10 protein-coding genes are annotated in these 12,292 nt (G+C 66.8%); 7 read left to right on the top strand and 3 right to left on the bottom strand.

The features are described from left to right. Positions 1-198: 198 nt before the first annotated feature. Positions 199-1,191, bottom strand: a complete 993-nt coding sequence (locus tag BBJ41_RS26800) for an IS5-like element ISBmu2 family transposase (RefSeq protein WP_006412423.1) — start codon at positions 1,189-1,191, stop codon at positions 199-201. 108 nt (positions 1,192-1,299) lie between these two features. Between BBJ41_RS26800 and BBJ41_RS26805 the strand changes: the two genes are divergently transcribed. From BBJ41_RS26805 to BBJ41_RS26815, 3 genes are read left to right on the top strand one after another with little or no spacing between them, the layout of a single operon-like run. Next, positions 1,300-2,199: an N-formylglutamate amidohydrolase gene (locus tag BBJ41_RS26805; protein ID WP_069749238.1), complete on the top strand. Its 900-nt coding sequence runs from the start codon at positions 1,300-1,302 to the stop codon at positions 2,197-2,199. Then, positions 2,196-2,969, top strand: a complete 774-nt coding sequence (locus tag BBJ41_RS26810) for an IclR family transcriptional regulator (protein ID WP_069749239.1) — start codon at positions 2,196-2,198, stop codon at positions 2,967-2,969. Before BBJ41_RS26805 ends, BBJ41_RS26810 begins: the two co-directional genes overlap by 4 nt. 30 nt (positions 2,970-2,999) lie before the next feature. Beyond that, a complete protein-coding gene (locus BBJ41_RS26815; protein WP_069749240.1) occupies positions 3,000-4,460 on the top strand; it encodes a YfcC family protein in 1,461 nt (486 codons plus the stop codon). 109 nt (positions 4,461-4,569) lie between these two features. On the opposite strand, the gene pdxR is transcribed toward BBJ41_RS26815, so the two are convergent. Continuing rightward, positions 4,570-6,078, bottom strand: coding sequence for a MocR-like pyridoxine biosynthesis transcription factor PdxR (gene pdxR / locus BBJ41_RS26820; RefSeq protein ID WP_069749241.1), 1,509 nt, complete (start codon positions 6,076-6,078; stop codon positions 4,570-4,572). Between the two features lie 120 nt (positions 6,079-6,198). On the opposite strand from pdxR, the gene BBJ41_RS26825 reads away from it, so the two are divergent. The 3 genes from BBJ41_RS26825 (at position 6,199) to BBJ41_RS26835 (ending at position 10,363) form a co-directional block, all read left to right on the top strand. Continuing rightward, positions 6,199-7,488: a 4-aminobutyrate--2-oxoglutarate transaminase gene (locus BBJ41_RS26825; RefSeq protein WP_175972534.1), complete on the top strand. Its 1,290-nt coding sequence runs from the start codon at positions 6,199-6,201 to the stop codon at positions 7,486-7,488. An 83-nt stretch (positions 7,489-7,571) separates the two neighbouring features. After that, positions 7,572-9,041, top strand: a complete 1,470-nt coding sequence (gene gabD, locus BBJ41_RS26830; RefSeq protein WP_069749242.1) for an NADP-dependent succinate-semialdehyde dehydrogenase — start codon at positions 7,572-7,574, stop codon at positions 9,039-9,041. A gap of 374 nt (positions 9,042-9,415) precedes the next feature. Then, positions 9,416-10,363: an LAPAL motif-containing putative phage structural protein gene (locus BBJ41_RS26835; protein WP_083281987.1), complete on the top strand. Its 948-nt coding sequence runs from the start codon at positions 9,416-9,418 to the stop codon at positions 10,361-10,363. Between the two features lie 69 nt (positions 10,364-10,432). Here BBJ41_RS26835 and BBJ41_RS26840 read toward each other — a convergent pair whose 3' ends face one another. Further along, on the bottom strand, positions 10,433-11,977 hold the full coding sequence (locus BBJ41_RS26840) for a methyl-accepting chemotaxis protein (protein ID WP_069749243.1): 1,545 nt from the start codon (positions 11,975-11,977) through the stop codon (positions 10,433-10,435). Between BBJ41_RS26840 and BBJ41_RS40675 the strand changes: the two genes are divergently transcribed. Continuing rightward, positions 11,976-12,158 carry a hypothetical protein gene (locus BBJ41_RS40675; protein WP_156814874.1) on the top strand — a complete coding sequence of 61 codons (183 nt, stop codon included), beginning with the start codon at positions 11,976-11,978 and terminating at the stop codon, positions 12,156-12,158. The genes BBJ41_RS26840 and BBJ41_RS40675 overlap by 2 nt on opposite strands. Positions 12,159-12,292 lie beyond the last annotated feature (134 nt).

Consider the following 12,292-nt stretch of genomic DNA (forward strand, 5'->3'; position numbering starts at 1 on the left):
CGTTGTGAAATATTGATACGCTGTTTTAATGATTAAAACCAACGAACGAGACGCTTCAAGAAACTAGGGAAACGCTGATCAATGGACCAACTTCCGAAGTTGCAGGCGAGATGGCTTCAAATTTTCTGGATGACGAAGCGAATCGGCGCTCAATTCAGTGAATTTGGCGCGTAAGCGAGCCTCCCCTGCTCGCATTTTTCATACGCATGACGGACTGCTCCCATGGACCGATCGCAACAGATTTCGCGCAATCACCAGATTCGCCAGAGCGAACAGGCTGAACAGTTGCGCGGTGTTCTTGGCCAAGCCCTTGTATCGGGTCTTGCGATGCTGAAACAGATTCTTGACGATATGAAACGGATGCTCAACCCGCGAACGGATCTGCGCCTTGGTTCGCTCGAGCGCGATCACCAGGTCCTTCAGCGCTCCTTCTTGCATCGCCTTGATCTTTCCCCGCCTGGCAGCGACGTGCCACTTCACGGCCTTGCCCGCCATTTCCTCGCGCTTGTCGACGCCAATGTAGCCCGCGTCGGCGAACACCTGCTCTTCATGCCCGTGCAGCAGGGCATGAGCTTGCGATACATCCGACACGTTGGCCGCCGTGCCAACCACACTGTGAATCAGGCCCGAGTCGGCGTCGACGCCAATGTGGGCTTTCATGCCAAAGTGCCATTCGTTGCCCTTCTTCGTTTGATGCATTTCCGGGTCACGGCTCTTCCCGGCATTCTTGGTCGACGGCGGCGCTTCAATGATCGTCGCGTCAACCAGCGTGCCTTCCTTCATCATCAGCCCACGCTCGCACAGCGAGATGCCAATCTCGTCGAACAACTTCCGCGTCAGTTCGTGTTCGATCAGCAGGCGCCGGAACTTCAACAGCGTGGTTGCATCAGGCACGTTCTCGATCGCCAGATCGATGCCGGCGAAGGCTCGCAGCGTGATGCTGTCATACAGCGCGTCTTCCAGTCCTTCGTCCGACAGTCCGTACCACTGTTGCACGAAGTAGATTCGCAGCATCCGCTCAAGGCCAATCGGCGGGCGACCTCGCGTGCCCTTCGGATAGTGCGGTTCGATGGCCGACAGCAAGCGCTGCCACGGAACGACCTTCTCCATCTCTTCCAGGAAGCGTTGGCGCCTCGTCACTCGCTTCTTGCCTGCAATTTCCGCTTCCGCGAAGCCGATCTGCCTCTTCATCGTCGTGGGTCCGTTCCGTGAGCTGTCTTCTAAACGTCCTCGGCTACGTCTGCGATGACCGCCGAGCCGAATAAATCAGCGTTTCCCTAGGTAAAGAACCTGATCCCCATGCCGACGTTTAATTGCAACAACACGGCCGCCGGCGATTCGCCCGCGTATTTCGTCGCACGGCCGACGGCGCCCGCGCTGCCGATCGTCGTCGATTCGCCGCACAGCGGCATCGCGTATCCGCCCGACTTCTCCCCCGTCGCGCCGGACGACGCGATCCGCACGACGTGGGACGCGTACATCGACGCGCTCTGGGCCGGCGCCCCCGCGCGCGGCGGCACGCTGCTCGGCGCGACGTTTCCGCGCGCGTACATCGATCCGAACCGCGCGGAAACCGATATCGACGCGGCGCTGCTCGCCGAGCCCTGGCCCGAGCCGCTTTCGCCGCAGCCGTACACGCAGCGCGGGATGGGGCTGATCCGGCGCGATGCGCTGCCGGGCGTGCCGCTGTACGACCGCAAGCTGTCGCTCGCCGAAGTGCGCCGCCGGATCGATGCGTACTACCTGCCGTACCGCCGCGCGCTCGCCGGCATCGCCGAGCCGCTGCATGCCGCGCACGGCGCGCTGTGGCACATCGACTGCCATTCGATGAAGTCGCGCGGCAACGCGATGAACGTCGACGCGGGCGCGTTGCGGCCCGACGTCGTCGTCAGCGACCGGCGCGGCACCACCGCCGACCCGGCCTTCACCGCATGGACCGCGCAATGGTTCGCGAACGCGGGCTACCGCGTGCAGGTGAACGATCCGTACCAGGGCGGCGACCTGCTGACCGCGCTCGCCGATCCCGCGCGGCAGCGCCACAGCATCCAGATCGAATTCAACCGCGCGCTGTACATGGACGAAGCCGCATTCGCGAAACACGCGGGCTTCGTCGCGCTGAAGCGCTCGGTCGACGCGTACCTCGACGCGCTCGCCGACTACGTGCGCAACCACCTCGCATCATCGGGAGGCGCCGCATGACGACCTACATCGTCGACGCAGTCGACAGCGCGCTGAAGCTGCTGACCTACGTGGCCGAGCATCCGAACCTCGGCGTGACCGAGCTGGCGTCGCAGCTCGGCATCAACAAGTCGCGCACGTACCGGATGCTGTGCACGCTCGAACTGCACCGCTTCGTCGTGCAGGACCCGCGCACGTCGACCTATGCGCTCGGCCCGCAGGCGTTCGTGATCGGCGTGGCCGCGTCGCAGCAGAACGCGCTCGTGCGCGCCGCGCACCGGCACATGCTCGCGCTCAACCAGGCGATCAACGAAACCGTCGTGCTGCGCGTGCGCGAAGGGCTCGAATCGGTGTGCGTCGCGCGTTGCGAGACGACGCATGCGGTGCGCACCGTCGGCGCGGTCGGCAACCGCCGGCCGATCAATTTCGGCGCGTCGGGCAAGGTGCTGCTCGCGTTCGCACCCGACGCGGTGCGCGACGAATATGTCGCGCGACTGCGCAAAACCGGACGCGCGGACGACGAGCCGAAGCTCGTCGGCGAACTCGACGCAGTCGCGCGCAAGGGCTACGCGGTGAGCAGCGGCGAGGTGACGCCCGGCGCGGTCGGGATCGCGGTGCCGGTGCGCGACCTGACGGGCGCGACGGTCGCATCGGTCAGCGTGACGGGCCCCGAAGTGCGCGTGAGCCACGCCGACATCCCCGACTACCTCGAACGCCTGCAGGCGTGCAGCCACGCCATTTCCGCCGAACTCGGCTACGTCCCGGCGCGCGCCGCGCTGCAACCGGCCTGACGGCCCGCTTCCCTCACCGACGAGGATCCGATGTCCGCCTCTTCCCCGAACCCGGCCGGCGCGAGCGCCGCAGAAGCCCCCGCCGGCCACGCGCCGCATCCGCACGGCAAGATGCTGCACCCGGTCGTGATGATGCTGTGGGTGCTGGCCGCCGCGATCGCACTCACGTGGATCGTCGATTCCGGCCACTTCGAGCGCAACGGCCGGCTCGTCGTGCCGGGCACCTACCAGGTGGTGCCGAAGACGACCGCGCTCGCGACCCTCGTCGCGCCGGCCGTCAGCCACAGCACGCCCGCGCACGCGCTGCCCGCGAGCCTCGTGTCCGCGTTCGTCGCGGTGCCCGAAGGCCTGCTGAAGAACGCGCCGCTGATCGTGATGGTGATGTTCGTCGGCGGGATGTTCGGCGTGATGCGCCGCACCGGCGTCGTCGACGCGGGCATCGACCGGCTGCTGCAGCTCACCGGCAACAACGCCTACCTGCTGACGCCGCTGCTGATGATCCTGATCGGGCTCGGCAGCACGCTGCTCGGCTTCATCTCCGAATACCTGGTGATCATTCCGATGGTGGTCGTGATCGCGCGGCGCCTCGGGCTGTCCGACCTGTTCGCGGTCGCGCTCGTCGCGCTCGCCGCGAAGATCGGCTATATCGCGTCGGTCACGAACCCGCTCGCGCTGGCCGTCGCGCAGCCGCTCGTCGGCGTGCCGCTGTTCAGCGGCGTCGCGCTGCGCGCGGCCGTGTTCGTCGTGTTCCTGACGATCGGCATCCTGTACCTGCTGCGCTACGTGCGCAACACCGGCTACCGGGCCGGGCAGACCGCCGACGGCAACCCCGCACATGCGGTCGCGAAGCTGTCGCTGCGCCACAAGGCGACGCTGGCCGTGTTCGCCGCGGCGGTCGCGATGCTGATCTACGGCACGCGCGAACTGAAGTGGGGCAACGTCGAGCTCGCGGCGTTCTACGCGGCCGTGAGCATCGCGACCGCCGTGATCGGGCGGCTCGATTCGCGCAGCGCGGCCGATGCATTCGTCGACGGGATGAAGAACATGATGCTCGCCGCGCTGCTGATGGGGCTCGCCGCGTCGGTCGAGCTGCTGTTGCAGAACAGCCTCGTGCTCGACACGCTGATCCACTTCTTCACGCGGCTCGCGGACGGGCAGTCGCCGGTGTGGGTCGCGAACGGGCTGATGGGCGTGCAGATGGTGCTCGACGTGTTCATTCCGTCGGTGTCGGGCAAGGCGGCGGTGAGCATGCCGATCATCGGGCCGATCGCGCAGCTCTCCGGCGTGAGCGGGCAGACGTCGGTGCTCGCGTTCGTGCTCGGCGGCGGGCTGACGAACCTCGTCACGCCGACCTCGGGGATGCTGCTCGCGTATCTGGCCACCGCGCGCGTCGATTTCGGCGCGTGGATCCGCTTCGTGCTGCCACTGTTCCTGACGCTGTTCGCGCTGTCGTGCGTCGTACTGACGTTCGCGGTGTGGATCGGGTATTGACGTTCAACTGCGCTGTAGAACGCGAATGCTCTCCGCACCGCGGAGAGCATCGCTCCTTCCCGGCCCGACGGCAGGCATCGCCACGCGATGCCGAAGCCGGACACGCCTTTCAGGCCACCTCGATCGCACCACCGAACGCCCGCTCGTCGATCGCCTCCGCGAGCGTCGCGAACGCGGTCGCGATCTCGTCCTCCGGCACGCACGCATAACCGAGCAGCAAGCCCGACGCCGCGCGCGCGCGCTCCGCGTAATAGCCGGACAGCGGCCGCACGACGATATTGCGTTCGAGCGCGGCCTGCGCGACCGCGCGATCGTCGACGCCATCGGGCAGTTGCGTGACGAGATGCAGCCCCGCATCGCTGCCGAGCGCGTGCAACGTGTCGCCGTAACGGCCGGCGACCGCATCGAGCAGCATCTCGCGGCGTTGCCCGTACAGCGTGCGCATCTTGCGGATATGCGACACGAAGTGCCCTTCCGCGATGAACTCCGCGAGCACGGCCTGCTGCAGCAACTGCCCTTCGCGATACAGCTCGGCGCTCGCGGTCGCGAAACTTTCCGCGAGCGGCTCCGGCGCGACCAGGTAGCCGACCCGCAGCCCGGGGAACAGCGTCTTGCCGAAACTGCCGACGTAGATCACCTGCCCGGCCGTGTCGAGACCCTGCAGCGACGCGAGCGGCCGGCTGCCGTAGCGGAATTCGCTGTCGTAATCGTCCTCGATGATCCAGCAGCCGTGCTGGCGCGCATATTCGAGCAGCATCCGCCGCCGCGCGAGGCTCATCACCATCCCGAGCGGATACTGGTGCGACGGCGTGACGAGCATCAGCTTCGGCGGCTCGGCGAGATCGGCGGCCGACGGCGCGATGCCTTCGTCGTCGACCGGAATCGGCCGCGTGGTCAGCCCCGATACGTTCAGCACGCTACGCACGCCCCAGTAGCACGGGTCCTCGGTCCAGATCGCGTCGCCCGGGTCGGTCAGCAACCGCACCGCGAGGTCGATCGACTGGTGGATGCCGGTCGTGATCACGATCTGCTCGGGCGTGCAGCGCACCGAGCGCGACGTGCGCAGGTAGTCGGCCAGCGCCTCGCGCAGCAGCGCGAGCCCGCCGCCCGGCGCATAGGTCAGCAGGTCGGGGCGCAGGCGCCGCCAGTACTTGTTGTGCAAGCGCGTCCATACGCGCGCCGGAAATCGCGACACATCGGGCACGCCCGGCATGAACGCGCCGCCCTGGCGCTTCGACACGCCGGCGCCTTCGACGAGCCGCGTGCCGCGCGCGGACAGCCGCCGCGCGGACGGCATCACGATGGCCGGGCCGGCCGCCGCGTCGGGCGGCGCGCCGACGATCTCGTCCGGCGCGCTGTCGGCGACGAACGTGCCGCGACCCGTCGCCGAGTTCACATAGCCTTCGAGCGAAAGCTGTTCGTAAACCTGCGTGACCGTGTTGCGCGCGATGCCGAGCTCGGCGGCCAGCAGCCGCGACGACGGCACGCGCGTGCCGGCCGGCAGTTCGCGCGACAGGATCGCCTGTTGCAGCAGCCGGTGAAGCTGCCGGTAGATCGGCTGTTCGCCGCCGCGCACGAGGCGCTGCGCCAGCCAGTCCGACAGCACGCTAGCACGCATGATTGGCTCCTGAATATTTATTGAAATGGCTCTGATTGCCAGAGCCAAATGTGATTATAGTCGGCTCCATGGGCTGCCAACGCGCCCGATTTTCTACTCACCGGAAAGAACATCAAGGAGATGACCGTGAAGAATGCCGACCTGCAGGCCCGCAAGAACGCCGCCACCCCGCGCGGCGTCGGCGTGATGTGCGATTTCTACGCAGCCCGCGCCGAGAACGCGGAGCTGTGGGATGTCGAAGGCCGCCGCTTCATCGATTTCGCCGCCGGCATCGCGGTGCTGAACACGGGCCACCGCCACCCGAAGATCGTCAAGGCGATCTCGGATCAGCTGAACAATTTCACGCACACCGCTTACCAGATCGTCCCGTACGCGTCGTACGTCGAGCTGGCCGAGAAGATCAACGCGCGCGCGCCGGGCGATTTCCCGAAGAAGACCGCGTTCTTCACGACCGGCGCCGAAGCCGTCGAGAACGCGATCAAGATCGCGCGCGCCGCGACCGGCCGTCCGGGCGTCATCGCCTTCTCGGGCGGCTTCCACGGCCGCACGATGATGGGCATGGCGCTGACCGGCAAGGTCGCCCCGTACAAGCTGAACTTCGGCCCGTTCCCGGGCGACGTGTTCCACGCACCGTACCCGAACGCGCTGCACGGCGTGAGCACGGCCGACTCGATCAAGGCGATCGAGATGCTGTTCAAGGCCGACATCGATCCGAAGCGCGTTGCCGCGATCATCTTCGAACCGGTCCAGGGCGAAGGCGGCTTCTACGCGGCGCCGGCGGAATTCGTGCGCGCGCTGCGCAAGATCTGTAACGAGCACGGCATCCTGCTGATCGCCGACGAAGTCCAGACCGGCTTCGCGCGTACCGGCAAGCTGTTCGCGATGCAGCACTACGACGTGCTGGCCGACCTGATCACGATGGCAAAGAGCCTCGCGGGCGGCATGCCGCTGTCGGGCGTCGTCGGCCGTGCGGACCTGATGGACGCGGCAGCACCCGGCGGCCTCGGCGGCACGTACGCGGGCAACCCGCTGGCGGTTGCGTCGGCGCACGCGGTGCTCGAGATCATCGACGAAGAGAAGCTGTGCGACCGCGCGACGCAACTCGGCGACGTGCTGAAGGCGAAGCTGAACTCGCTGCAGGCCGACGTGCCGCAGATCGCCGACGTGCGCGGCCCGGGCGCGATGATCGCGGTCGAGTTCCTGAAGCCGGGCTCGGGCGAGCCGGATGCGGACTTCACGAAGCGCGTGCAAACGCGTGCGCTCGAGCGCGGCCTGCTGCTGCTCGTGTGCGGCGTGTACTCGAACGTCGTGCGCTTCCTGTTCCCGCTGACGATTCCCGAGGCCGTGTTCAACGAAGCGCTCGTGATCCTCGAGGAAGTGCTGAAGGAAACGGTCGGCGTGCCGGCCTGAGGTCCAGTCACCTAAATGCGCCGCCGCCGTCGTCATGACGGCGGCGGCCTTTTTATCCGTCATTTTCAAGGCAGGCGATTCAAATGAGCACTGTTCAGGAAACCCTGGCACTGAAAGATCCGTCGCTGTTCCGCCAGCAGGCATACGTCAACGGCGAATGGCAAGGCGCATCGAACGGCGAGACGTTCGAAGTCCGCAACCCGGCGACGGGCGGCCTCCTCGGCACCGTGCCGGCGATGGGCACGGCCGAGACGCGTCACGCGATCGAAGCCGCGAACGCCGCCTGGCCGGCGTGGCGCAAAAAGACCGCGAAGGAACGCGCGGTCGTCCTGCGCAAGTGGCACGACCTGATGATGGAAAACGCCGACGACCTCGCGCTGATCCTGACGACCGAGCAGGGCAAGTCGCTGGCCGAAGCGAAGGGCGAAATCGGCTACGCGGCGTCGTTCCTCGAGTGGTTCGCCGAGGAAGGCAAGCGCGTGTACGGCGACACGATCCCGACGCCGGCGAGCGACAAGCGCATCGTCGTGACGAAGGAAGCGATCGGCGTGTGCGCGGCGATCACGCCGTGGAACTTCCCGGCGGCGATGATCACGCGCAAGGTCGGCCCGGCGCTCGCGGCAGGCTGCCCGATCGTCGTGAAGCCGGCCGAGGCGACGCCGTTCTCCGCGCTCGCGATGGCCGTGCTGGCCGAGCGCGCGGGCGTGCCGGCCGGCGTATTCAGCGTCGTCACGGGCGACCCGAAGGCGATCGGCGGCGAACTGACGTCGAACCCGATCGTGCGCAAGCTGTCGTTCACCGGCTCGACGCCGGTCGGCCGCCTGCTGATGTCGCAATGCGCGGCGACGGTCAAGAAGGTGTCGCTGGAACTCGGCGGCAACGCGCCGTTCATCGTGTTCGACGATGCCGATCTGGATGCGGCCGTGCAGGGTGCGATCGCGTCGAAGTACCGCAACAGCGGCCAGACGTGCGTGTGCACGAACCGCTTCTACGTGCATGAAGCCGTGTACGACCAGTTCGCGCAGAAGCTCGCGGCGGCCGTCGGCCAGCTGAAGGTCGGTCGCGGCACGGAGCCGGGCGTCACGCAGGGCCCGCTGATCAACGAAGCGGCCGTGCTGAAGGTCGAGGCGCACATCGAGGACGCGCTCGCGAAGGGCGCGACCGTCGTGACGGGCGGCAAGCGCCACGCGCTCGGCCACGGCTTCTTCGAGCCGACCGTGCTGACCGGCGTCACGCCGGCGATGAAGGTCGCGAAGGAAGAGACGTTCGGGCCGCTCGCGCCGCTGTTCAAGTTCGGCAGCGACGACGAGGTGATCGCCCTCGCGAACGACACCGAATTCGGTCTCGCGGCTTATTTCTACAGCCGCGACATCGGCCGCGTGTGGAAGGTGGCCGAAGCGCTTGAATACGGAATGGTCGGCGTGAATACGGGCCTGATCTCGAACGAAGTCGCGCCGTTCGGTGGCGTCAAGCAGTCGGGCCTCGGCCGCGAAGGCTCGCACTACGGCATCGACGACTACGTCGTGATCAAGTACCTCTGCCTCGCCGTCTGACGGTTCGGGGCCTGCCGCTTCGGTGACAGGCCCTGACCGCCCGGCCGGAACCGGGCGGTCCGACGCGGGCCGGCGCCCCTCTCCGTCGTGCCTGCGTAGCCTCGCGTAACCTCGATACGCCTGCTGTCGTCACGCTCCGCGTGCGCGACCCGGCGCCCGCCTCTGCCGAACGTCATACTGCTCAGGATTTCGTTCGAGTCTCATTTCTCGTTCCGCAGCAAACCGCTAGATTGAGCGTTCCGCCTCGATCCTGTTTGCCCGCGCATGAGCACTTTCCCTCTCCGCCCGATCCGCATACCGCCTGCACACAGCGTCCCCGCATCGCTTCACCGCATTCGCCCCGGCATTGCGCCCCGCACGCAAGGAGCCTGCACGTGATCACGAAAACGTCCGACCGCCGCATGGCGCCGCCGGCGGGAAAAACCGGCAGCGCGAGCAATCACCAGCCGTTCAACGTCGTCTATGACGGCCCCGCGCTCGCCGAGCACCGGATGGACGTGCGCGACCTCGCGCCGGCGCTGATCGCGATCGCCGACCTGTTTTCGTCCGCCAACAAGGAGCTCAATGGCGAGCACACCGAGGTGCGCATCGAGGTCAGCGGCAGCTTCAAGGCCGGTTCGTTCCACTCCGAGCTGATCTTCGTCCAGTCGCTCGCGAGCCAGATCCGCGACCTGTTCGCTGGGCCGGGCGCCAGTGCGTTCAGCAACGCGCTCGCGATCCTCGGCGCACTGGGTATCGTCGGTGGCGGCGGCCTGATCGGTCTCATTCGCACGCTGCGCGGGCGAAAGCCATATCGCACCGAGCCCGATGGAACGAAGGTCAAGATCTGGACGTCGGAGCACGAATTCTTCATCGTCGACGAAGCCATCGTCCGGCTTCATCGGAACCGGGCCGTTCGCATCAGCCTGCAGAAAGTGCTGTCGCCGCTCGAACGCGACGGGATCGTCAGCTTCGGCATCGTTCGCGGCGATACCGTCGAACTCGAGATCGAGCGCGACGAACTCGTGACGTTCGCGAGCAGCGACGATCCCGGCGAAGTGGCCACCGACACCATCGTGCACAAAATGCTGCAACTCGAATCCGTCGTGTTCAAGGACGGCAACAAGTGGCGTGTGCACGACGGCTCGTTCTCGTTCTTCGCCGCCCTGGACGACGAGCAGTTTCTCGCGAAGGTCAATGCAGGCGAACGCTTCGGAAAAGGAGACGTGCTGATCGTCGACCTCCGTCAGACGCAGATCATTACCGACGAAGGGCTCCGCAACGAATATCGCATCGTCAAGGTTCGCGAGCATCGCGCGCCGCTGCAGCCGGCGCTGGTCTGATCGCCGCCGGCGTCACGTGCGGGCCGGCGCCCTGCTCCGCCATGCCCGCATTGCCTCTTCCTCCCACGTTCAGCGGAACACGTTCACCGCATCCACGAGTCGCGTCGCCTGCTGCTTCAGGCTCTCCGACGCCGCCGTGCTCTGCTCGACCAGCGCCGCGTTCTGCTGCGTGATGTTGTCCAGATGCACGACCGCCTGATCGACCTGCGCGACGCCCGTGCTCTGCTCGGCCGTCGACGAGCTGATCTCCGCGATCAGGTCCGACACGCGCTTCACCTGCGCGACGATGTCCTCCATCGTCCTGCCCGCGCCATCGACGATCCGCGCGCCCGATTCGACCCGCTCGACACTCGCGCCGATCAGCGTCTTGATCTCCTTCGCCGCGTTCGCGCTGCGCTGCGCGAGCGCCCGCACCTCGCCGGCGACCACCGCGAAGCCGCGCCCCTGCTCGCCTGCGCGCGCCGCCTCGACCGCCGCGTTCAGCGCGAGGATGTTGGTCTGGAACGCGATCCCGTCGATCACGCCGATGATGTCCGCGATCTTGCGCGAGCTGGCGGTAATGTCGTTCATCGTCGTGACGACCTCGCTCACCGCCTGCCCGCCGCGCCCGGCCGCATCGCTCGCCGACATCGCGAGCCGGTTCGCCTGCAGCGCGGTTTCCGTGTTGCTGTCGACGGTCGCGGTCATCTCGGCCATCGACGCGGCCGTTTCCTGCACGCTCGACGCCGCCTGTTCGGTCCGCGCGCTCAGGTCGTTGTTGCCCTGCGCGATCTCGTTGCTCGCGCGCTGCACGTTGTGCACCTGCTCGCTGACGTCGTCGACGAGCCACCGGAACATCAGCCCGAGCTGGTTGATCGTGCGCAGCGTCATGCCGATCTCGTCGACGCGGTTCATCCGCACGCCGCGCCGGCTTTCGCCGGTCGCGACGTTCAGCGCCTGGTCGCGCAGCAGCTTCAGCGGACGCACGATCTGCGCATCGAGCCACAGCCCCGCCGCGGCCGCCATGCCGACCGTCGCGCCGGCAAACACCGCCAGCCCGCCGCCGGTCAGCCCGCACGCCCAGCCCGCGCCGACGACGGCCGGCGCCAGCACGCACAGCGCCGAATGGACGCGCGCGCGCACCGACATCGTCTGCGGCAGCGACGCCAGGCGCAGCAGCCCCGTGCGGATGACGAGCCCCTTGTGGAAACGGCGATTGCCGGCCTTGCCGTCGCGGAACGCGCGATACAGCGCGTCGGCGGCGTCGATCTCGTCGCGCGGCGCCTTCGTGCGCACCGACATGTAGCCCTGCGACTCGCCGTTGCGCATCACCGGTATCGCGTTCGCGCGCACCCAGTAGTGATCGCCGTTCTTGCGGCGGTTCTTCACGAGCGCGGTCCACGGTTCGCCGCGCTTGAGCGTCGCCCACATATCGGCGAACGCCTCGCGCGGCATGTCCGGGTGGCGCACGTGGTTGTGCGGCTGGCCGACGAGTTCCTCGTTCGAGAAGCCGCTCACCTGCGCGAACGTCGTGTTCGCGTAGGTGATGATGCTGTCGGCATCGGTCGTCGACATCAACGTGACGTCGTCGGGAAAATCGAATTCTTGTTGGGTAACAGGCTGGTTGTTGCGCATGCAAGGCTCCGAAAGGCGGATCTGTCGTCCGCGCCGCGCTGAAATCACGCTCAGTAGCCGAAAAACGGTTTATCGCTTTACGACAGTCTTCATCTTTACTGTCGGCAATCCGGCGGAAAACCTTACCCTTGTCTCGCATAAAATATTCAATTCGGCCGCCGCCATGATTTCGATCAAATAATCCAGCGATAATCGCCGCGCACGCCGATACGCCTGTCACGACGCGCCGCCCGGCAGCGCCACACGGCGTGCCAATGGCGGCGGCCGTTGCAGACGGCGAAACGATACGACCTATCCTGATCCATTCAACCGGAA

Source organism: Burkholderia stabilis (genome assembly GCF_001742165.1).
Taxonomy (GTDB): Bacteria; Pseudomonadota; Gammaproteobacteria; order Burkholderiales; family Burkholderiaceae; genus Burkholderia; species Burkholderia stabilis.